This is a genomic window from Pseudoalteromonas sp. SG44-1 (genome assembly GCF_014164315.1).
In the GTDB taxonomy this organism is placed as follows: Bacteria; Pseudomonadota; Gammaproteobacteria; order Enterobacterales; family Alteromonadaceae; genus Pseudoalteromonas; species Pseudoalteromonas rhizosphaerae.
Genome location: NZ_JACJEW010000059.1, coordinates 1 through 22,703, shown reverse-complemented (window position 1 = coordinate 22,703; position 22,703 = coordinate 1). Strand labels below are relative to the sequence as shown.

19 protein-coding genes are annotated in these 22,703 nt (G+C 40.5%); 8 read left to right on the top strand and 11 right to left on the bottom strand.

What is annotated here, in order from left to right; translation table 11 throughout:
* Positions 1-157: 157 nt before the first annotated feature.
* A complete protein-coding gene (locus H5187_RS19490) occupies positions 158-397 on the top strand; it encodes a hypothetical protein (protein ID WP_182717570.1) in 240 nt (79 codons plus the stop codon).
* A 142-nt stretch (positions 398-539) separates the two neighbouring features.
* Here the strand turns inward: H5187_RS19490 and H5187_RS19485 are convergent, their stop codons facing one another.
* The gene (locus H5187_RS19485; protein WP_182717569.1) at positions 540-1,922 is read right to left on the bottom strand and encodes a Na+/H+ antiporter NhaC family protein; all 1,383 of its coding nucleotides are present in this window, start codon (positions 1,920-1,922) and stop codon (positions 540-542) included.
* A 306-nt stretch (positions 1,923-2,228) separates the two neighbouring features.
* Positions 2,229-3,131, bottom strand: coding sequence for an AraC family transcriptional regulator (locus tag H5187_RS19480; protein ID WP_182783510.1), 903 nt, complete (start codon positions 3,129-3,131; stop codon positions 2,229-2,231).
* Positions 3,132-3,320: 189 nt separating this feature from the next.
* Here H5187_RS19480 and H5187_RS19475 point away from each other — a divergent pair, with 189 nt between their 5' ends.
* Positions 3,321-4,841 carry an aldehyde dehydrogenase family protein gene (locus H5187_RS19475; RefSeq protein ID WP_145234333.1) on the top strand — a complete coding sequence of 507 codons (1,521 nt, stop codon included), beginning with the start codon at positions 3,321-3,323 and terminating at the stop codon, positions 4,839-4,841.
* A gap of 764 nt (positions 4,842-5,605) precedes the next feature.
* The gene (locus H5187_RS19470; RefSeq protein WP_145234329.1) at positions 5,606-5,803 is read left to right on the top strand and encodes a CPXCG motif-containing cysteine-rich protein; all 198 of its coding nucleotides are present in this window, start codon (positions 5,606-5,608) and stop codon (positions 5,801-5,803) included.
* 147 nt (positions 5,804-5,950) lie between these two features.
* Here the strand turns inward: H5187_RS19470 and katG are convergent, their stop codons facing one another.
* Entirely contained in the window at positions 5,951-8,218 is a 2,268-nt protein-coding gene (katG, locus tag H5187_RS19465) for a catalase/peroxidase HPI (protein ID WP_182798175.1), read from the bottom strand.
* A gap of 315 nt (positions 8,219-8,533) precedes the next feature.
* Complete coding sequence (locus H5187_RS19460) at positions 8,534-9,874, bottom strand: L-cystine transporter (protein WP_149979997.1); 1,341 nt, start codon at positions 9,872-9,874, stop codon at positions 8,534-8,536.
* A gap of 324 nt (positions 9,875-10,198) precedes the next feature.
* Between H5187_RS19460 and H5187_RS19455 the strand changes: the two genes are divergently transcribed.
* The gene (locus H5187_RS19455) at positions 10,199-10,729 is read left to right on the top strand and encodes a hypothetical protein (protein WP_145234322.1); all 531 of its coding nucleotides are present in this window, start codon (positions 10,199-10,201) and stop codon (positions 10,727-10,729) included.
* Positions 10,730-10,811: 82 nt separating this feature from the next.
* Here H5187_RS19455 and H5187_RS19450 read toward each other — a convergent pair whose 3' ends face one another.
* Positions 10,812-11,954, bottom strand: a complete 1,143-nt coding sequence (locus H5187_RS19450) for an alkene reductase (RefSeq protein WP_182798174.1) — start codon at positions 11,952-11,954, stop codon at positions 10,812-10,814.
* A 110-nt stretch (positions 11,955-12,064) separates the two neighbouring features.
* Between H5187_RS19450 and H5187_RS19445 the strand changes: the two genes are divergently transcribed.
* Positions 12,065-12,949 (top strand): LysR family transcriptional regulator, encoded by an 885-nt coding sequence (locus tag H5187_RS19445; RefSeq protein WP_182798173.1) that lies wholly within the window; start codon positions 12,065-12,067, stop codon positions 12,947-12,949.
* 3 nt (positions 12,950-12,952) lie between these two features.
* Here the strand turns inward: H5187_RS19445 and H5187_RS19440 are convergent, their stop codons facing one another.
* Together H5187_RS19440 and H5187_RS19435 are read right to left on the bottom strand one after the other, a co-directional pair.
* A complete protein-coding gene (locus tag H5187_RS19440) occupies positions 12,953-14,221 on the bottom strand; it encodes a mechanosensitive ion channel family protein (protein ID WP_182739522.1) in 1,269 nt (422 codons plus the stop codon).
* A 119-nt stretch (positions 14,222-14,340) separates the two neighbouring features.
* The gene (locus H5187_RS19435; protein ID WP_182798172.1) at positions 14,341-16,230 is read right to left on the bottom strand and encodes an AMP-binding protein; all 1,890 of its coding nucleotides are present in this window, start codon (positions 16,228-16,230) and stop codon (positions 14,341-14,343) included.
* A 203-nt stretch (positions 16,231-16,433) separates the two neighbouring features.
* On the opposite strand from H5187_RS19435, the gene H5187_RS19430 reads away from it, so the two are divergent.
* Positions 16,434-16,844, top strand: a complete 411-nt coding sequence (locus H5187_RS19430; protein ID WP_096038737.1) for an NUDIX hydrolase — start codon at positions 16,434-16,436, stop codon at positions 16,842-16,844.
* On the opposite strand, the gene H5187_RS19425 is transcribed toward H5187_RS19430, so the two are convergent.
* Positions 16,841-17,602: an ABC transporter substrate-binding protein gene (locus tag H5187_RS19425; protein WP_149980003.1), complete on the bottom strand. Its 762-nt coding sequence runs from the start codon at positions 17,600-17,602 to the stop codon at positions 16,841-16,843. The genes H5187_RS19430 and H5187_RS19425 overlap by 4 nt on opposite strands.
* A gap of 93 nt (positions 17,603-17,695) precedes the next feature.
* Positions 17,696-18,694 carry an AraC family transcriptional regulator gene (locus H5187_RS19420; RefSeq protein WP_064663881.1) on the bottom strand — a complete coding sequence of 333 codons (999 nt, stop codon included), beginning with the start codon at positions 18,692-18,694 and terminating at the stop codon, positions 17,696-17,698.
* A 96-nt stretch (positions 18,695-18,790) separates the two neighbouring features.
* Between H5187_RS19420 and H5187_RS19415 the strand changes: the two genes are divergently transcribed.
* Both H5187_RS19415 and H5187_RS19410 read left to right on the top strand, forming a co-directional pair.
* Complete coding sequence (locus tag H5187_RS19415) at positions 18,791-19,234, top strand: SRPBCC family protein (RefSeq protein WP_182798171.1); 444 nt, start codon at positions 18,791-18,793, stop codon at positions 19,232-19,234.
* Positions 19,231-20,055, top strand: coding sequence for a sterol desaturase family protein (locus H5187_RS19410; protein ID WP_182717559.1), 825 nt, complete (start codon positions 19,231-19,233; stop codon positions 20,053-20,055). The genes H5187_RS19415 and H5187_RS19410 overlap by 4 nt, the downstream gene beginning before the upstream one ends.
* Here the strand turns inward: H5187_RS19410 and H5187_RS19405 are convergent.
* On the bottom strand, positions 20,052-21,893 hold the full coding sequence (locus H5187_RS19405; RefSeq protein ID WP_182717558.1) for a DUF4105 domain-containing protein: 1,842 nt from the start codon (positions 21,891-21,893) through the stop codon (positions 20,052-20,054). The genes H5187_RS19410 and H5187_RS19405 overlap by 4 nt on opposite strands.
* 76 nt (positions 21,894-21,969) lie before the next feature.
* Positions 21,970-22,452, bottom strand: coding sequence for a DUF3015 domain-containing protein (locus tag H5187_RS19400; protein WP_149980008.1), 483 nt, complete (start codon positions 22,450-22,452; stop codon positions 21,970-21,972).
* Positions 22,453-22,703 lie beyond the last annotated feature (251 nt).

Below are 22,703 nucleotides of genomic sequence, written 5' to 3'. Positions count from 1 at the left end.
GACCTTGTGGTGCATAACTATATATCAACATGCTTACAGTACCTTGCTGAGCAGCCAGATAACCTTGAGCCACTGCTACCTTGGAACATTAAACAAAGCTAGGTGTCGTTAGCTATACGCTTACTTTTCAACTTCAGCAAAAACTAGCTGTGTTAACATGAATCAAGTGTCAGTAAAGCTTACACATTCTCTAGAGCGATTAAAGCTATTGCAAGATAGTGGCATTATTGCTGTGCAATCGAAAATGCTTGAGCGCACCGATAGAGAGCGCTTGACTAAGCATGGCTTCATTAAAGAGGTAATGCGAGGTTGGTATATTCCTTCAAGCCCAGATGAACAGCAAGGCGATGTAACGCTTGCTATACGTCCTTTTGTGTGGCATATATGGAAGCTTTAGAAATGGCAAGTGTAGAGCAAAATATTACTCCTTTTACAAAATTTCTAGCTTCGTTATTATATCCGATTCTTTCCTTGATAAAAAATTAGCGCGGGTATTTATTTCCCGCGCTGAAAAGCTAGACCATTTTTAACCTTTGTCGTTATGCTATCACTAAAAACCCGACAAATGCACAGGCTGCTGCGATGAGTGTATAGGGCAATTGAGTAATTGCGTGACTCATTAAGTTACAGCCTGAACCTTGTGCTGCAAGGACAGTTGAATCTGAGTAAAAACATGCTTGGCTACCAAATGATGAGGCAGATAACAGCGCACCAATCACCAGCGGTATATTTGCATCAACCGCGACTGCCAGAGGCATCACAATAGGAATTGTTACCGCAAAAATACCCCAGCTTGAGCCTGTAGCAAACGCCAAAATTGCCATTGCTAAAAACACCACTGCAGGTAAATAGCCTGCGGTCATGAATGGGCTTAAGGAATCAATTACAAACTGTGGTAATAGTAGTTGGTCGCACACATCTTTAAAAATAAATGCGGCGATCACAGTTCCTATTGCTGGCAACATGCTTTTAAAACCATCGAGCATTTTTTCAATCATTTCGGCAAATGGCATTAGCTTTTGCAGCATATAAAATGGCAGCGTCACGGCGAATGTCGCTAATAACCCTTTGTATACATCAATGTCAAAATACACAGTGAACGCAACGAGCAATAATATAGGCAGTAAAAAGTTGTACAGTTTGCCGTGGCTGTCTGCGCTTTCAAAGCTTTCTTCAACGGCTTTTACTGCGTATTCATCGGCAGTTTGCACTTCGTTGTACTGTGCAGGATCTACTTGCGGTTGTTCTTGCATCGCCTGTAATTGGGCTTTTTTCATCGGCCCAAATAAAGGGATAACACCAAGTACCACTAATGGCACAAGTAACACGGCAAACCATGCATACAGCATATAGGGTATTGCTTGAATATACACAGCAATACCTTGGCCTTCGACGGCTATGTTGTTATCAACCAACAAGCCGCCAAAAAACACCGCCCAGGTAGACAGCGGCACTAATACACAGATTGGCGCTGCGGTAGAGTCGACCACGTAGGCAAGCATTTCACGGCTGATTTTAAATTTATCAGTAATGCGTTTCATGGTTTCACCCACGGTAAGCGCATTGAGGTAATCGTCGATAAAAATCACGATACCGAGCAAAAAGGTCATGATCAACGATGAGCGTGGGCCTTTACAAAAGCGCAGCGCAAAACTACCAAATGCTGCTGCACCACCGGTGCGCACGAGCAATGCGATTAACGCACCAAAGCCACCACACACTAGAATAAGCCAGCCGATTGTTTCATCTACCATTACTTTTAACGATGCCGCAGCAAAGTTGCTAAGCATTTCAACAGGATTTAGCATAGCAAGGCCAACAAGGGCACCGATCAGCAAAGATAAAATAGGACGACGTAGCACGATCGCCAAAACCACCACTACAACTGGCGGCACAAGACTTAACGCAGAAGGTTCGAGCATTTAAGTATTCACAAAATAAAAAGCATTTGAGTAATTGGCTCAAACTGCTTAACAAAAACAAAGAATGTTAGCCCAACGGCTGATATTCCAAGTCACTGCTTTTGCACGCAGAAGTCACTGTTAGGTTTCGCGGTGGGTTTAGCACAATTGCGACACAGTAAAATGCGTTGGCTTGGCGCCAGACGGTGCAGGGGATGCATGCCGCTATTGTTATGCCGATAAAAACATCAGCGGGAAAATAATCTGCAATTGCGTTCGAGTCAATAAAAACTTTTAATTTAGTTAAAAATTCTTAATAGATGAATATTAATGCTTGCATTGTTTAGGTGAAACACCAAATTTTTGCTTAAACAAACGGCTAAAGTGACTGGGGTTGGTAAAGCCAAGATCGTAGCAAACTTGACTTATTTGTTGTCCTGATTGTAGAAGTTGGCGAGATCTCTTTAATCTTAGCTGTTGTTGCCACATGGCCGGAGTTTGCCCAAAGGCGAGTTTGAATTGCTGGTAAAATTTACTACGGCTCATGCAGGCTATTTTACATAAAGTATCGATATCTAAAGTTTGATTAAGATGTTCTTTAATAAAATGTAGGGCATCGGTTAATGGGCATGCAATAGTTTGTTGGCAATTGGCGAGCATTAAATCGCGGCTTTGTTGTTGTAATAATCGAGTGATTAACTCATTTACTGATAGATCAATTAAATAATGACGATCTTGCTCGTTTTCGCTAAATAACCCAATCATCCGTTCAAGTAATTGTTGGGTTTGTTGATTGTGTTGGGTATGCACCAGCTTTGGAATGTAATGAAAAAAATCATCGCTGCTTATTTGCTGCTGCATATTTAGCGCGTCAGCTACTTGGCTGATTTTATCGCGGCTAATTTCGATAGCCAAACAGGTGGTAGGTTGCTGCATTGATGCTTCTGGGAAGTCGATTAAAACCCCTTGTTCGGGTGCTAATACAAATGATTGCTGGGGTAAAAATTCTTCATGGTAGTTACTGTCAGCAACGTGCATCACTTTTTTACCGCTGATCATGCCGCAAAACAGCAGTTCGCTGGAATGCAGTGCTACTTTTTGTGCGTCTTGGTAGGTGTCGTAAATGCTCAGCTCGGCGTTGTCTGAGGCAAAAGTAATTTTATTTTCGATCAGTACATCAACCGCTTGGCGCTTTTTAGTCAGTTTTTCAGTCAATAACGTGGTATTCATTTTATTTCCTTTAAACACGACCAACAGAGTTTGGACGCACAGACATGTTTTTTGGACAGCTAATCAAGTTTTTATGCTTCTTATAAGCTAATGTCAACAGGTGACGGATAAATAAACAACAATCTCCCGTCAAACTTAGTCAATTTGATTAAATTTAAAAAGCAACATTTTGAATAAAGGACACACACAATGATCTATGCAAATCCTGGCAGCGACGGCGCACTTATTAACTTTAAATCCCAGTACGGTAATTACATTGGCGGACAGTGGGTCGAGCCTGTAAATGGTCAGTACTTTGATAATATTAGCCCCGTTAATGGTAAAGTATTTTGTAAAGTACCACGCTCTGATAAAGCGGATATTGAACTTGCCCTTGATAAAGCCCACGCTGCAAAAGCTGCTTGGGGTACAACTTCAGTAACGGCTCGTAGTAATATATTATTAAAAATAGCTGATCGGATAGAGCAAAACCTTGAGCTTCTTGCAGTTGCCGAAACGTGGGATAACGGTAAAGCCATTCGCGAAACATTGGCGGCAGATATCCCACTGGCGGCAGATCATTTTCGTTATTTTGCCGGTTGTATTCGCGCCCAAGAGGGCAGTATTGGCGAGATAGACGAAACCACAGTCGCGTATCATTTTCATGAGCCACTGGGCGTTGTTGGACAAATCATTCCGTGGAACTTCCCAATTCTAATGGCCGCATGGAAACTCGCACCAGCGCTTGCCGCAGGTAACTGTGTGATACTCAAACCGGCTGAACAAACACCAGTATCTATTTTAGTGTTGATGGAAATTATTGGTGATTTATTGCCTGCAGGCGTGCTTAATGTAGTAAATGGCTACGGTAAAGAAGCGGGCGAAGCGCTGGCAACCAGCACGCGTATAGCTAAAATTGCTTTTACCGGCTCAACTCCTGTTGGCTCACACATTTTAAAATGTGCCGCTGATAACATTATTCCATCAACGGTTGAGCTCGGTGGTAAATCACCGAATATTTTCTTTAACGATGTAATGGAAAAAGACGATTCCTTCCTAAGTAAAGCCATTGAAGGCGCAGTACTTGCGTACTTTAACCAAGGTGAAGTGTGTACTTGCCCATCGCGACTATTTATTCAAGAAGATATTTACGAGCAGTTTATTGAGCGTATTTTAGAGCGCACATTAAAAATTAAACGCGGTAACCCGCTTGATAGTGAAACCATGGTAGGCGCACAAGCGTCTAAAGCACAGTTTGATAAGATTCTCAGCTATATTGAAATTGGCAAAAAAGAAGGCGCACAAGTACTTACTGGCGGCAATGTAGAGCAACTAACAGATGAGCTAAATGGCGGTTATTACATTCAGCCAACGCTGTTAAAAGGCACTAACGATATGCGGGTATTCCAAGAAGAAATTTTTGGCCCGGTGATTTCAATGTCGACCTTTAAAGACGAAGCCGAAGCACTCGAACTGGCTAATAGCTCTGAATTTGGTCTAGGCGCAGGGGTATGGAGCCGCAACATGAACCGTGCTTATCACTTTGGCCGCAAAATAGAAGCAGGCCGTGTATGGACCAACTGTTACCATATGTATCCTGCACACGCTGCGTTTGGTGGTTATAAAAAATCAGGCATCGGCCGCGAAACCCACAAGCTTGCGCTTGACCATTACCAACAAACTAAAAATTTATTAGTAAGCTACAGCGAAGATCCGCTCGGCTTCTTTTAAATAAAGCGGTTAAGCTTAAACAAATAATTTTTATGAGTAATGAAAGCGCTGTATTGTTGCAGCGCTTTTTTACTTTTCTAAAGCACTGCGCTTTATATCCTCAAACACCTGTAATACCTTCCAAAATGACAATTAAAACAACACCAAGTCCTCTTTTTATATTTTTCGTGAAATAGAAGTAACCGATTGAATCAAAATAGGAATTCGACTGTGGTTAATACATCAATAAAAAATAAATTAAAAACGAATTACTCTTCAGGCTCGTTAGGTTTTTATGGAGGCTGGAGTGCAATCTAAGCTGCTAAAAATTAAATCCCAATTCCTTGAAGTCATTTAGATATTTTGAGCTCTTATATGCGCAAAAATATTGAGTTTGCAAAAAGCGAGGCGGAGCAAAAGGATCCCTTTGTGATGTCGTATTTTATGAAAAAGATGATGAATTTGAATATATTTATGCAAATATCTTTTAATGTCCTAAATTTTGTGAGGCTAGATATGCACTATCTTAGGCAAAGATATTTATGCCTGTTGCTTTTTCGTTTTACCCAACACCCTTAAATTTAATGAGTTTAATATAGCAATAAATTAAGTTGTTTGTTAAAACACTTTGAGTGTAAGTATGTTATCGGCAGTACTATGAGTGAATATAGTATGCTGATTGCTCCAGCAAAGAAATTCAACAAAGAGCCTGCACAAAGAAATGCACCTTGATACTATATGTCTAATGATAATGGGTATAGCAAGTAATATGTGAGGTTATAGCAATGAATCAATTAACTGAAAAAACGATAGCATGTCCTTATTGTGGTGAGAATATTGACGTGCTGCTCGATCCGGCAGATGTTGATCAACAATATATTGAGGACTGCCAAGTCTGTTGTAAGCCTATTAATTTTTTGGTTTTTGAAAATATAGATGAAGAGCTTTCAGTGACGGTTTTTAGTGATGACGAAGCTTATTGACTATCTTTATAGGCACTTACACTCAGCAAGGTTTGGGCAGTATGTTTAGCTGCAAAGAAATGCAGTAATATATAAAAGAGTATGATTAACCAACATAAAAAGCGCTGCAATTAATTGCAGCGCTATGGTTGCATTACTTAATGGTTATTAACGGTCTAAGTTCATTACTTTAGTCCATGCCGCAACAAAGTCTTCTACAAACTTTTGCTTTGATGTATCAAAGGCATATACTTCTGCAACTGCACGCAGCTCTGAATTTGAACCAAAGATAAGGTCAACTGAAGTGGCTGTGTACTTTCTCTCACCTGATTGACGATCAAAGCCTTGATAAATCCCCGCATCTGATGACTTTTTCCAAACCGTAGACATATCCAATAAATTAACAAAGAAATCGTTATTTAGAGTGCCTGGCTTGTCAGTAAATACGCCGTAGTCAGTGCCTTTATAGTTCGCATCAAGCGAACGCAAGCCGCCTACTAATACCGTCATTTCAGGCACTGTTAGATCAAGTTGATCTGCTTTATCTATTAGCATTTCAGTTGGCGATTTGTAGCTTTGTTCAGCATCAAAGTAGTTTCTAAAGCCATCGGCAGGCAGCTCTAATAAACTAAATGCATTAACGTCAGTTTGCGCTTGCGTGGCATCGCCACGGCCAGCATTAAACGGAACAGTGACACTGTAACCGGCTTCTTTAGCTGCTTTTTCAATCGCTGCATTACCAGCTAACACAATCAGGTCGGCCAGTGACACTTGGCTTTTACTAAAGAAGCTATCATTAAAGTCGGTTTGAATCGCTTTTAAGGTTTTGATTACTTTTGCTGTTTCAGCTGGATTATTCACAGCCCAGTCTTTTTGTGGTGCAAGTGCAAGGCGTGCACCATTAGCACCACCGCGCATATCGGAATGACGGTAGCTTGCAGCAGATGCCCATGCAACACGTACTAGCTCTGATACGCTAAGACCTGAATCTAAAATACTGGCTTTAAGCTCTTTTACTGCGCCAGCATCAATGTTTGATTGAGTCTCTGCTGAAATAGGATCTTGCCAAATTAAGTCTTCTTTAGGAACTTCTTTACCTAAGAAATTACGTGGTGGCCCCATATCTCGGTGAGTCAATTTGTACCATGCTTTAGCAAATGCCAGTTGATACTCTTTAGGGTCGTTTAAAAAGCGTTCAGCAATTTTGCGGTATTCTGGATCGAATTTAAGTGCTAAATCTGCAGTCGTCATGACTGGTGAATTAAACTTACCTTTCACATGAGCATCAGGCACGGTTTTGTGCATAGATTCGTCGGTTGGGATCCACTGAATGGCACCCGCTGGGCTGCGAGTTTGTTTCCACTCAAAGTTAAGTAGATTGCTAAGGTACAGTGATGACCAGCGAGTAGGAGCTTGTGTCCATGCGCCTTCTAAACCACTTGATACGGTATCTTCAGAGTGGCCTTTACCACATTTGTTTTTCCAGCCTAACCCTTGTTCTTCAATGCCTGCTGCTGCGGGCTCTGCACCCACACAATCTTTCGGTTTGTGCGCACCATGCATTTTACCAAAGGTGTGGCCACCTGCGATAAGTGCAAGAGTTTCCTCGTCGTTCATGGCCATGCGAGAAAACGCCACACGAATATTTTTAGCTGAACCGATTGGATCAGGAACCCCTTTAGGGCCTTCAGGATTTACGTAAATTAAACCCATGTGAGTTGCACCCAATGGGCGTTCTAATTTGCCGCTGGCATCTTCACGGTCGCTGGCAAGCATTTCTACTTCAGGGCCCCAGTAAACCATGTCTGGTTCCCAGTCATCAGTCCGGCCGCCGGCAAAACCATAGGTTTCAAACCCCATGTTTTCTAGAGCAACGTTACCGGCTAATACGATTAAATCTGACCATGAAAGTGCTTCTCCGTATTTTTGTTTAATAGGCCAAAGTAGACGACGGGCTTTATCTAGGCTTACGTTGTCTGGCCAGCTGTTGAGTGGTTCAAAACGTTGTTGACCGCCACCAGCACCACCGCGGCCATCAAGCGTACGGTAAGTGCCTGCGCTGTGCCATGTCATACGGATAAAAAATGGCCCATAGTTACCAAAATCCGCCGGCCACCAATCTTGAGATTGTGTTAGTAGGGCATCAATATCACTTTTTACTGTGTCTAAATCTAGGCTATTAAATGCCTTGGCATAATTAAAGTCGGCACCGTAAGGGTTTGAGCGTTCATCATGATCACGCAGAGGTGAAAGGTTAAGTTGATCTGGCCACCAAAACTGGTTTGTTCTGGTTGCGCCCATTTTAGCTTCACCCATGCCAACAGCACCTTGTGGCTTTGACATTTGTGGTTTTTCTTGGCAAACAGCGGTGCCGGATATAAGTGCCATACTTATAAATCCAACAAGCGCTTTTTTATTGAATGAACGGTTTTTCATTGTCAGCTTCCTTAAAGTTAACGAATTTCGTTATACAAAGCGTATTACTACTTTAAACAGAGATCTCAATCGCTTTAAAAATTATTGAGTTGTAAATTTGTTTGCTCAAGTGAGGCTTAATCAAGCCTGAATAACAAAGCAATGAAAAGAATATAGCATCGGGCTGAAATGTGTGTGCGAAATAAAGCGATTACTACAATCTATAAATGTGATTGATTTTGTTGTAGTGATTAGATAAATGGATTGTTTTTACTTAAGGCGGAGAGAGTAATACAGATAAAAAAGCCCAGCCAAAGCTGGGCGACTACAAAAAATCTAGTGCACTTTAATTAATTTACTCGTTATAACACCTGAGGTCATTGACCCTGATACGTTTAATGCGGTGCGTGCCATGTCTATTAATGGCTCAATTGAGATCAGTAACGCGACTATCTCAACCGGTAATCCCATGGTCGGTAATACAACCAATGCAGCAAACGTTGCGCCACCACCTACTCCGGCAATACCAAAAGAGCTTATAACAACAATGCCAATTAACGGTAAAATAAATTCGAATGTCAGCGGATCAATTCCTACGCTGGGTGCTACCATCATTGCCAGCATGGCTGGGTAAATACCGGCACAGCCATTTTGGCCAATAGTGGCGCCAAAAGAAGCCGATAAGTTAGCTATAGCAGGCGGCACTTTTAGCTGGTTAATTTGTACATCCACATTCATAGGAATAGAGGCTGCTGAACTACGCGAGCTAAATGCAAAGGTCAGTACTGGCCAAATTTTTTCAAAGTAACTCTTAGGGTTCACACCAACTAGGCTAAGTAATAAACCATGAGCAATAAACATTAATAATATAGCGACATAGGAAGCCACAATAAACGCCAGTAAATTAACAATATCATTGCTACTTGAGTTTGCCACAACGCTTGCCATTAACCCTGCGACGCCATAAGGCGTTAGCGCTATCACCATTCTTACTAAGTTCATTACTATGGCTTGTAAGGCGTTAACACCGTTGCGAATTGGATCTGCTAGTTCGCTACGTTCAAGCATCACCTTGCGTGCGGCAATCCCTACAAGGACACCAAAAATAACGACGGCAATTATAGAGGTTGAGCGTTGGTTACTTAAATCAGCAAATGGATTTTCTGGAATAAAGCTCAATAGCATTTGTGGCACACTTAAATCAGCTACATTGGCTGCTTTACCCTCTAGCGTGCTCATTTTTGCTGCCTCACGGGTTCCCGAAACTAAGCCTTCAATACTTAAATTAAAGCCATAGGTTACGGCAATACCAATTAAGGCTGCAATTGCCGTAGTAAAGAGTAAAACAGCAATACTAATGAACGATATTTTGCCCAAAGAGCCTTGGTTTTCTAGTTTCACCACGGCGGCAATCATAAACACCAATACCAATGGCATGATGATCATTTTTAATAGCCCAACATAGCCTTTACCAACAACACTTACCCAACTTAAAACGTCATTAATAGACTCTGGGGAGTGGGAAAATAAAAATTGTAAGGCTAAACCAAAAGCACTACCAACAACTAAGCCAAATAAAACAGTGCGAGATAAGGTTTTACTTTTTTGCGAAAAAAGATAAATCGCAAACAGCAAACCGACAAATAATGCCAGCATTAATAAAACAGCAAGCGACATAGCATCCTCTTTAAAGCTGTGAATAAGCGCGGCACTTTAGCGTTTTGTATCGGGTAACGAAAATACACTTTTGATATGCTATAGAACAAATTGATATGTGCTAATAATGTTTGAGTATAAAAAATACTATTGTACACAAATATAACCGTTGAGCTTCTATTTAAAGGTGCTAATAATCAATGGTAAATTAAGCAATGATAAAAAACAGTATGAATGGACTTCTTTGGTTGTTATTTAGATCTTAATAGCGTGTTTATTCGTATCAAAAATTTGTATTCAAAAGAATTTTTCCTAATCGTTTATTAATTAATAGTGAGAACAGAGATGTTGCGATCAGTTGTTGGTTTAATGTTTTTTATTTTTTTAAGTGGGTGTTCGAGTCAATACCCAAATCAGAACTTAGTCGGTAAACAGTTTCCAACTATCAGTGGTGAAAGCTTGGAGCAACAGCAATTTACTATCCCTACAGACTTTAACAACGCACAGACATTACTGTTAATTGGGTATAAACAAGATAGTCAATTTGATATTGATCGCTGGCTTATTGGCTTGGATATGAGTGGCATAAACGTCACCGCTTATGAGTTACCCACAATTCAAGGCATGGTGCCGCGTATGTTTAGTACTTTTATTGATAGCGGTATGAGAAAAGGCATTCCTAAAGAACTGTGGGGCGGGGTGATCACTATTTATAAAGACGGTGATGCAGTACAAGCGTTCACTGGTAATGAAAATCCGAATAATAGCCGCATCGTATTAATTGATGGTAGCGGTAAGATTATTTACTTTTATGATCGGGGTTTTTCGGTTGCTGCATTAAATGAACTAAAAATGGTGATAGATAAAAAGCAGTAATACCCTGTAATGACCCAAACATGGGCTGCATGTTTGGGTCATTTATTTTTAACTTAAGCTGCCTCTTACTCCGTTATTTTTATCAATCATTTTTATAGCAAGGATAGTCACTGTAACCTTGCTCAGTCCCGCCATACATAGTGGCTGCATCGGCTTCATTTAATGGCCATTGATTTTTTATGCGCGCTGGTAAATCAGGGTTTGCAATAAAAGGGCGACCAAAAGCAAATAAATCACCGTAGCCCTTAGCTAACATCGCCACCGCTTTTTCAACGGTGTACTTTCCAGCGTAAATAATACGCCCAGAAAATTCAGCTCTAGCTGCTTGATAAAATTGCTCTGGTAAGTCAGGGGCATTGTCCCAATCAGCTTCTGCAATTGAGAGGTAGGCAATACCGGCTTGTTCAAGTACTTTAATCGCTTCAATGTAGGTATGGTGCGGGTTTGATTCTACTAACCCTAAATAAACACGGGTTTCATCAGTACTGCTAAATAAGGGCGCAAATCTAACCCCTAAGCGCTCAGGGCCTACTACGTCACTTACTGCCGTGACAATTTCTTTTAAAAAGCGCAGGCGATTAGTAAGAGAGCCGCCGTATTCATCATCTCGTTTATTGGTGTGCTCAGAAATAAACTGATTTACTAAATACCCATTAGCACAATGCAGTTCTACGCCATCAAACCCCGCTTCTAGCGCATTACGGGCAGCTTGTGCATACATGCCAACAAGCTCTTTTACTTCATCGGTTGTTAAAGCTTGTGGTTCACTTGGATCGGCTAAAGCGCCTTGAGCCGGTCCTGTTTCAATAAAGACTTTAACGCTATCAGCTGTTAGAGCTGAGGGAGCAATAGGTTTGGCTTCATTAGGCTGTAAGCTAGTATGTGAAACGCGGCCAACGTGCCAAAGTTGGGCAAAAATAATTCCACCTTCTGCATGTACTGCATCAGTTACTTTTTTCCAACCAGCTATTTGTTGATTAGAATGAATGCCTGGTGTCCAGGCATACCCTTGTCCTCTTGGTTCAATTTGAGTGCCTTCGGTAACCATAAAACCAGCACTAGCACGCTGTGCATAATATGTGGCCATCACCTCGTTGGGGATATTGCCAGGAACCGTGCTACGTGAACGTGTAAGTGGCGGCATTACAATACGGTTTTTAAGCGTGTGTGGGCCTAAATTGATTGATGAAAATAGACTGTCGATATTTTTACTTGGTTGACTCATTTTAATACCTTTTAAATTAATAATGCTGTTTAGCGCCAATTACAATGCTGGTGAGCATAGGGATTAAAAGGTACAATTTGAAACAGTGCTTTTTTGTTTAAGATACAATTATGAATGGTATATCTCGGCTTGATATAAAACAATTACGAATATTGAGTGCGTTACTTAAACTAAAAAATGTGTCGGATGTGGCGCGCAAAATGGGCTTAACCCAGCAGGCTATTAGTGAGCAGCTGCGAAAATTGCGTGACTTATTTGACGATCGGCTTTTTATTCGCCAAGGCAATACAATGGTTGCAACACCTAAAGCAATTGCACTAGAGAAGCCCGTTAATCAAATATTAATTCAGGTAGAAGCGTTATTAATACCTAAACAATTTACCCCAAGTAGTTACAAGGGCGTATTTACAATAAGTGCGACTGATTACGCTATAGCAGCTCTTTTGCCACAATTATTAGAAATAACAAGACGCGAAGCGCCAGGATTAAAGCTGATTATTCGTGACTTTGCCTCTGATAATGTTAATCAATTAATAAGTGCAGGAGAGCTGGATTTATTAATTAGTTTTCCTGAATTTATCCCTGCAAACTTAATCTATGACACATTATTTGAAGAACAACATATTTGTATTGCGGGGAAAAACACGGTGTTTTCTTCATCGACGTTGAGCCTTGCTGAAGTGGCCGCACACCCTCAATTAGTGGTTTCAGCGTCACGTGCTAACTTACGAGGCTCTCACGACCAATGGTTTGCTGATAAGGGCTATGCGCGCAATATTGTTATGTCAGTGCCTGGCTTTTCATTTGTCCCCGATTTGCTTTGCAGTACTGACTTAATTGCTTTTTACCCATCGCGTTTACTGCCAAACGCCAAAGTGAAACAGCTTGAAGTTGAATTATTACCACCGCCATTTAAGGTGATTGCAGCGTGGCATCCACGTTCAAATAACAGCGATATTCACCAGTGGTTAATAGCGCAATTAAAACGGATTTAGTGACTATTTAATTAGTTGACGAATATCGTTCCCTGTTGGTGCCTCATGGGCACGTAACGAAAAGGCGGGTAATATCGCTAATATATGGTCAAATATATCTGACTGAATATTTTCATACTCACCCCAATTAGTTGTATTGGTAAATGCATAAATCTCAATGGGTAAGCCATTTTTAGTTGGCTCTAGCTGCCTTACCATCAGTGTCATTCCCTGATGAATATGTGGGTGATGTTTTAATAACGCGACTAAATAATGACGAAATGTGCCAACATTAGTGAGCCGACGACCATTTAACGTACAGCTCATATCTATTTTTTTCGTGGTATTTTGCTCGTTAATAGCCGGTAGGGTAATTTCGAGGTAGTGACTTAATAAATCTGCTTTTTTCAGCGCGGTGATCTCTTGCTCATCTAAAAAGCGCACACTGCTCATTTCTATATGGATACTCCGTTTTATGCGCCGCCCACCGGATTCTGACATACCGCGCCAGTTTTTAAATGAGTCAGAAATTAGCGCATAGGTTGGAATAGTGGTAATGGTTTTATCCCAATTTCTTACTTTAACTGTGGTCAAGGCTATATCAATCACATCGCCATCTGCGCCGTATTTGGGCATTTCTAACCAATCACCAACCGCAAGCATATTGTTTGCTGAGAGCTGAATACCGGCCACCAGCCCTAAAATAGCGTCTTTAAACACCAGTAGCAGTACAGCCGATAGCGCACCTAAACCACTGAGTAATATTAACGGGGATTTATTCATTAATAATGAAATCGCTAAAATACCGGTTAATACGCTGGCGATCAGTTTAATTGTTTGTAAAAAACCACGTAATGGAAAGTGAGCTGCAATGGGTTGCCTGTCAGATATTGCTTGAAAAATATTGAGCAAAGAGAACAGCGAGAGCAGTGCAAATAAAATGATCCACTGATCAGTAAACATCTCAATGATATGTAAAAAAGCGGTTCCTTCTGGAACCCAGAGCCTAGCTTGTATAACAACCACAGCACCTTGTAAAACAAAGGAAATATTACGTGTTAATTTAAGCGCTAAGTCGGCAGGCGTGTGGGTATCGGTTTGAACAACTTTATCACTAAAGCGGCCTTTAAGTAGTCGTTTTGAAACTGACCTTAAGATGAGGTGCAATATGAGCGCAAATAAGCCAACCCAGCACAGTACTAATATGTTGTACCATAAATGCGCACTCCCAGGAAAATAAAGACTAAACCATTGCAGTAAAAATTCTCGCAGCTGCGATCGTATTTCAGTCATTTATATTCCCAAGAGATTTATTTGCGTGAGTTTCATCTATTTAATGAAATCTAGTTAAGCAGATGGGGCGAGAAAAGTCTATTTAAGCCGCGCTTAAATAGACTTTTTAAAAATAATATTTATATTTTATTTTCAGCAAGTTGCAGAGTTAACTCCTCAAAAATACTCGGATCGTCAATGGTTGATGGAATTTGCAGTTCTTCACCATCAATAAGTTGACGTAAGTTTTTGCGTAAAATTTTACCTGAGCGTGTTTTTGGTAAGCGCTCTACACACATAATATTTTTAAGACACGCAATAGCGCCGATTTGATTACGCACGGTTTGCACCAATTGCTGCTCTACTTCTTTATGCGAGCCATGAAAATCATTTTTTAATACTACCATGGCCATGGGGTTTTGACCCTTGAGCGCATCATTAACACCAAATACGGCACACTCAGCAACGGCTGGGTGAGCGGCTACAATTTCTTCCATTTCACCGGTTGATAAACGATGTCCCGCGACATTAATCACATCATCGGTGCGGCCCATAATAAATAGGTAGCCATCATCATCAATATAACCGCCGTCGCCAGAAAGATAATAGCCTTCATATTCACTTAAATAACCGGCCTTAAAGCGCTCAGTATTTTGCCAAATAGTAGGTAAACACCCAGGCGGTAAAGGCAGTTTAATAACGACTGCACCTTGTTCATTGGGGGCGCATTCATCACCATTCATATCTAAAATACGTACGTCAAACCCAGGAGTCGCAACCGTTGAACTGCCTGCTTTTGTAGGTAGGTGCTCAATGCCGACAGGATTACAGGCTATCGCCCAACCAGTTTCGGTTTGCCACCAATGATCAAGCACAGGTAGGCCTGTTTTTTCTTTGAGCCAATCGTAGGTGGGGGGATCTAAGCGCTCGCCTGCTAAAAACAAGCGTTTCAGACTTGAAGTATCGTATTGTTTAAACCCATCGGCATTGGGGTCTTCTTTTTTTATCGCTCTAAAGGCTGTCGGTGCGCTAAATAAAGCCGTTACTTTATACTGTTCAACCACTCGCCAAAATGCACTGGCATCTGGGGTTCTAACCGGTTTACCTTCAAATAAAACAGTGGCGCAGCGGTACATAAGCGGGGCATACACTATGTACGAATGGCCTACAACCCAACCAATATCTGAAGCGGCCAAAAACACGTCACCAGGTTTCATTCCGTATACGGTTTCCATGCTGTAATGCATGGCCACGGCATGGCCGCCATTTTCACGAACAACCCCCTTGGGAGTACCCGTTGTGCCTGACGTGTATAAAATATAAAGCGGGTGATCGCCACTTACCGGAACAGGATCAACAACAGTAGCTGTTTGCATTGCAACAGCCCAGTCAATATCACGCTCAGGCATAAGTGGTGCAGTTACTTGCTCACGCTGATAAATAATACAATGTTCTACTTTATACGAGGCTGATTCGAGGGCGTTATCAAGTAACTCTTTGTATTCAATTACGGTATTCACTTCTACACCGCAAGAAGCACTGAGTACTAACTTAGGCTTGGCGTCATCAATTCTTACGGCAAGCTCATGTGCTGCAAACCCGCCAAAAACGACCGAATGAATAGCGCCGATGCGGGCGCAGGCTAACATACCAATTACGGCCTCGGGGATCATGGGCATATAAATAACCACGCGGTCGCCTTTTGTTACGCCTAAAGACTGCATTACTCCTGCGAATTTAGCGACCTCTTGTTGTAGTTCAAAGTAGCTGTAGCTGCGCGCGGTATGGGTTACGGGTGAGTCATAAATTAACGCTGTTTCATCACCATGGCCGGCAATAACATGCTGATCTACCGCTAAAAAGCAGCTATTAAGTTGGCCGTCCGCAAACCAGTGATATAAACCGTTTTCATCTTGTGTGTAAGCTGTTTCGGGAGCCTGGTACCAAGGGAGGCGTTTACTTTGCGATAACCAAAACGCTGCCGGGTTTTGTTTAAACTCGTTGTAGTGTTGTTTGTATTCACCTGACATAAAGGCTCCTGAGCAAAATTTAATATAACTTTATTTAAAACTAAGCGCTTTTTATCAGGAGTGATATTCGACTATGGTCGGTTAAATAATGAACGGATTGTGTGGTTTTTAGCTAACGCTATGGTTTATAACGAACTAACGACTAGTTTGATGATTTAAATGAGGTAACATATAAAAATGATGAACTATTTAATGTGGTAATAATGAGTCAAGTTGTCAGAGTAGGCGTTGCAGTGATAGTAATGCATGATAATAAAATTTTACTCGGTGAGCGAATAGGCGCACATGGTGCAAATACTTGGGCAACCCCTGGGGGGCATTTAGAATTTGGTGAAACGGTTGAGCAATGTGCAGTGCGCGAAGTAGCAGAAGAGACAGGGCTTACTGTTACTAATATTCGTAAACTCGATTTTACCAACGATATATTTAGCGCCGAGAACAAGCACTATATTACTTTATATGTACGGGCAAAGTATGAAGGTGGCGAGCCTGTGAATAAAGAGCCTAACAAATGTTTACAGTGGCGTTGGTGCGATATTAATAACTTACCTTCACCTTTATTTACTTCATTGAAAAATTACTTAACGCAAGGCGTTTTACCTACTCAATACTAAAGGCGCGTTGGAATAGGGAGTTGCCATTTATTTAAAATTTGTTGGTATTCACCGCTTTCTTTTATAGCGTTTAATCTATCAGTAATAATTTTCGCTGTTTGCGGGTTAAGCTGCTTACTTGCTGCAAAGTGAAGAGAAGAAGGTAGCTCATCTAAGTGTATACGCTTAGTAATTAAGCTTGGGTCGAGCCCTGCTCGCTTTAACTCGTTTTCAAGGGTGAGGGTGTTAGTCACCACAAAATCGATACGATTTTTATACAGCATTCTCCATAGCTGCTGGTAGTAACTCACTAAGACTAGATTCTCACTTTCAGTAAAGCCTTGAGCTTCTAAATAAGCTTGTGCAGAATAACCGCGAATAGTGGCTACTTTATATTCTTTGGCAAAGTTTAAGTGAATCACTTCATCGTTATGACTGCGTAAACTTACTAGGTATGCATCTGCAAAATACACTTTTCCCAGCCACTTAAACTGGCTGTTTCTGTTTGGTGTTTTTAACAGTGACAGCATGATGGCATTAGGATTGGCTTGTTGTTGTTGAAACATACGCGCCATCGGCATTATTTCAAACGTTGCTGTTAAAGCCGTGCCTTTTAATACTGCTTTAGCGATATCTACTAAGGCACCCTGCGCTTCACCTTGAGGGTTTTTAAAATGATAAGGGGGCAAATCTTCAGCGATGAAGGTAACCGGGTTTGCGTGACAGACCGCACTATAAAAAACCAATACAAAAACAGTTAACATCATACGCAAACGCATAAATAATTGTCTTTAAAGCAATACATGAGGCTAGTGTAAATAAAATTAATAAAAAGGTACACGTTAAATGTGTGTTTTAGGTAATCAAATTGTTTAATTATTGTTTTTTATAAATTGACGAGGTGAGCATTGATACCAGCGCTTAAAGGCGCGATTAAAAGAGCTTTGATCATTAAACCCCAACATAGTTGCAATACTGCTTAGCGAATAATGAGGAATATATGTTAACAAACGGCGTTTTTGCTCTCGCTCAAGAAGAGCGGCAAAATTGGTGTTTTCTTGCTTTAGATGACGTTGCACTGTGCGCGGGGTCATATTTAAAGCACTAGCCGTTCTGATCAGTGAACAGTCCTGCAAATCATATTTAGCCATTAAAATATGATTAATTTTTTCTGTTAATAATTGCTGACTTTTAAACTGGGATAGCTGTTGCTCTGACATTTGCTTTAGCACAGCGTTAATCTGGGAGTTATCGGTTTTAAAAGGAAGGGTTAAGTAACTACTTGGAAACTCTACTTGATTAAAGTTAGCGCCAGCTTTTACTGGGCAATTAAACCATTGCGCTAATTGTTGTAACTCACTGTCTGAAAAATGTGCTGTAAAATAAACGCAACTAGGCGAAAGCTGAGGATTAAGCAGTTGGCGTATAACACTTACCCACGCGGTCATATTTCGTAATACGGCTTGTGGACTGCACTGTGGGTCTGCTAACCAGGTTACCTTGCAAAGTGTTTGTTGCTGTTCAAACTCAGCACGCCCTATGTTAGCCACTAAACTGTCGTAGCTCAGTAGTGCAGTAATGGCACTGGCTAGATTAGTACTCGATTCAATTAAATACCCAAGTACACCAAAATCAGCGGTACGTATTTGTTTTCCTAATTCAAACCCGAATAAGGAGTCATTTAGCGTTTGCTGTGCATAACTAAGCAGCGCATTATAGCTTTTTAAGCTAATACGAGGCGCTAATTGTTGTGTTTGCTTATTTGTATATTCATCAAATTCAATGGCAGTTAGTATCTCTTGGCTATCTAATCCTGTGCTTTGAAGATAATCCAAACAGCTAGAAAAGTAATGATCGGCTAAGGTTTTCATTTGTCGCCTAAAGCTAAAAAATAGTCATCTAATCGCAAGTTTGCCATGCAATATTTTTATATGCTAGAGATCTATAAAAATAATATGGGGCACACAATGATTGAGATAAACGTTAAACATAGTGTGGCAGCAACACCTGAACAATTATGCACCTTATTATTAGCGCATGCTGATTTGGGGCGCTTTTTTAATGCGCAGTTTGAAGTGTTAACACCGCAAGACTCAGGTGAAATAAGTGGTGGAAAAGGCACCATTAGACAAATAAAAATGCAAGGTACAACATTTAAGGAGCAAATAATAACGGCCGATAATAGCCACATTTGTTACCGCATTTTAGGGGATAAACCCGTTGCACAGCACCGTGGTGATATTTACTTAAAAGCCAATAATGCTCAGCCATCACTCACCGAGATCAGCTACCATATTCGTTGCATTGCGCCTTTGTGGTTACCCAATTTTATACTGGCTTTTTTTATAAAAAAAGATGTTAGCCAAGCACTTAAAAAAATAGCCAGCTATTTTCAGGAGCAAACGCCATGAGCATTGAAATTATTTTATTGGCACTGAGCCCTATTTTTTTGCTGTTTGTAGGGGTTGAGTTTATAAAATTTAGACGTTACTACGATATAAAAGACAGCTTAGCCAACGCGTTACTTGCTTTATTACATCAAGGCGCTGATGCCATTGCGTTATTATTATTAATGCCGTTTTTTTATTGGTTGTATCAGTTTCGGCTATTTGATATTGAATTGACGCTATTTACTGTATTAGGCGCTTTTTTACTGCAAGACTTTTTATACTATTGGTTTCATCGTGCATCACACCATATTCATTGGTTATGGGCCGCTCATGTAGTGCATCATAGTTCTACTAAAATGAACTTTACCACGGCATTTAGGCAAAGTTTAATGTATCCGCTGGCGGGAATGTGGCTATTTTGGTTGCCGATGATATTAATAGGCTTTGAGCCTGTGATTGTTTTTGCGGTGGTGGCACTTAATTTGGCTTATCAATTTTTTGTACACACGCAAGTGGTAAAAAAGCTCGGTTGGTTTGAAGCATTATTTAATACCCCATCGCATCATCGGGTGCACCACGCTATAAATAATGGCTACTTAGATAAAAACTTCGCTGGCGTTTTAATTATTTGGGATAAATTATTTGGCACTTATGTAGAAGAGGATGAAAACAAGCCCTGTAAATACGGCATTATTGGTCAATTAAACAGTAATAACCCAATCAAAATCACCTTTCATCAGTGGCAGTATTTATTTAAAAGTACCTACCAAGCTAAAGGGTTAAAAGCCAAGTTAAACGTGCTGTTTGGTTACCCAACAAGCTCCGTAAAACCCAGTGATTAAAAGTAATATTGAATGGCTAGTTTAGCCGACGTACTGCTTGTATACCATCGCTGGTTTTTTAGCTCTGTGCGTATAGATAAATTTCGTGACAAAGCGTAATTCCATTTTAATGTTAGATCAGCGTGATTATCTACGTCTGCATCGACAAGCCACATTATATTTGTTGTAAGGGCAAGCTTATGACTATTATTGATTTGCCAAATAACACCAGCTTCTGTGCCAAACCCCGTTGTTAACTTATCCGTTATATCGCCATTGTTAAACTCAACTTGTGCTAATAAATAGCCATGAAGGGTGTTTGGGTTGCCGATTGATTTTCCATAGCCACCTTTAGTAAACCAGCGGCCTTGTTGAAAGTCATTATTTGGCTGTCGATCAAAGCCCATTTTAAGGTTCCATGACCAGCTATCAAAAATCCGGTTATCGGGTGCAAGTGACATTGCATCTAATAGATAAAAATGTTCTAGCTGAGTGTTACCGTTATCTTTTATAGCGCCTTCAATATCAAAAAAGCTAATTTGAGCACCAGGAATAAACCCAGCAGAGGTGTCTAGTAAGTCATGGTATGCGAGGCGATATGCAAAACTTGTTAAATCACTTTGTTGATTATAATGGGTTCTTGCTAGCGTTATTTTAGAAGAACCATGACCTTGCTCTGGAGAGGCTGCAGGTCGATTTGGTTTGGTAAATGGCGAAGCTATTTTATATTTGCTACGCATGAGGAGTAACTTAGCAAGTCGTGGGGCAATTTCTTCACGGTTTAAATTTTTATCGTAAAACTCAAAATTTAACCACTCATAGGCCATTTCTAATATAGCGACCAATTGTGATTCGGAGTAGTTTCGGGTATTGAGTGATCCACCTTGCATAAGCGCTCTTGCATCACTAAGTTGCTCGTCAGTCATTTGAGTAGAATAATGATACAGTTTAGTACCAAACGCAGGACGATAATTAGGTGTTTGTAACAAGTTATTATTTCTAAGTACCGCAACGGTATCAGATGGAATGGCTTGTAAGTCAAATGAGGATGTTAAATTGAGATCGTTTTTTGCCAGTTGTAATAATGCGAGCAGCTGATAAGAGCAGTTTTCATCTATAAAAAAGTAATCAAAAGTGGCTAATTGTAGCTCCCATAGATGTAATAAAATAAGCTTAACTTGCTCCTCGGATAAATTAAGTTTGTATTCCCAAATATCACGAGATTCTAAATCATTATACTCGCGTACTTTTTTATAATACGGCATCAGTGAAAATTTGCCCGGATAGCTACCAATTAAGCCTTTTAATGCATACATTGCAGCATTATCAGAACCATCTGGCTCTGCTGCAAAATTAACGGCAAATGCGAGTAATTCTTTATGCCGAGTTTGATCCTTTGCATCAATACGTAACAAGGTATGGCCAAACATTGATGATGGACTATTCATAAATGCAGTTGGAAAGACTAAAGTAACGCCCTTAGGGTTTATAATTTTTTGCCAAGTTTGTAGATCTGGGCAATTAAGTTCTGGCCAGTTATTTTTTATTTTTGTTTTAAGCCACGTGTAACGTGCAGGAAATTGGCACCGAGTTTGTTGTGTTTGTTGAGGGAGGCTATTATCGCCATTAAATGCGTTAATAGTGGTGTTGAGCTCATCCCTTGGGCTTACCTTTCCTTTAGGGGATAAAAAAAACTTAACACTGTCTACTTCACTTTTCCAACCACCTAGCGTCGTCGGACGATAGTGACCCAGTTTAAGCCAGTATGGATCTGTTGCTAATGTATTAATTTCAATACTTTTAGCGTTTGAGTAAGCACTGAACAGTGCAATTAGTAAAACAAATAATATTTTTTTCATAATCACTAATAAAAGCCGCTAGAGATAAACCCCAGCGGCTTTATTTATACGTATAAAAACCGGCTAATTTAGCTGATTAAGAAAGAGTATAAGAAGCAAGTTTTGCATCACTTGCAATTACAGTGTTTAGGTTTTCTAAAACTGTTTGTGAAGTCACATTTTCAGAAGTGAATACTGAAGAATACTGTGCTTGAGCTAGCGCATTAAACGCTGCTTTATCTTGATCTGCAACGCCCCAAGCTTCAGCTAGAGTAGCTAAAGTTTCGCCTTCACCTTTTGACATATCACGAGCAAGTTGCTCCATGTTACCGTCGATGAATAAAGCAATTTTTTCTGAAGAGGTTACTGTACCAGTACCATCACAACCTAGAGTACCAAAAGTGATACCAAAAGTTTGGTTACCTGATGTACCGTTAGTTGTAGCGCCTAAAATTTTCACGCCTTTACCTTGCTGACCAGCAAATAACATTGAACCAAGACCACAACCAATATCTTGGTCAGCCATTGCATTTGAGAAAGGAAGTAAAGATAGAGCTGCTACTGCGATTAGTTTTTTCATGTTCATAAATCCGTATATGATTATTCTTTATTTAGGGCAAATAAAGTTCGCGGAGGATATTAACAGATATACGTAAAAAATAACAAGGCTAGATATGAAATTATTATAGCGTAGGCGGTTTAGGGTCAGGGCAAGATCACGAACTTTACCTTGACTTAAAAGTATGATCTTATACTCCTTTTTAAGGAGCCCCCATGCCTGATATTCAACTATTTAAATATTTCGAATCAATTGACGACCCTCGCCAGCAG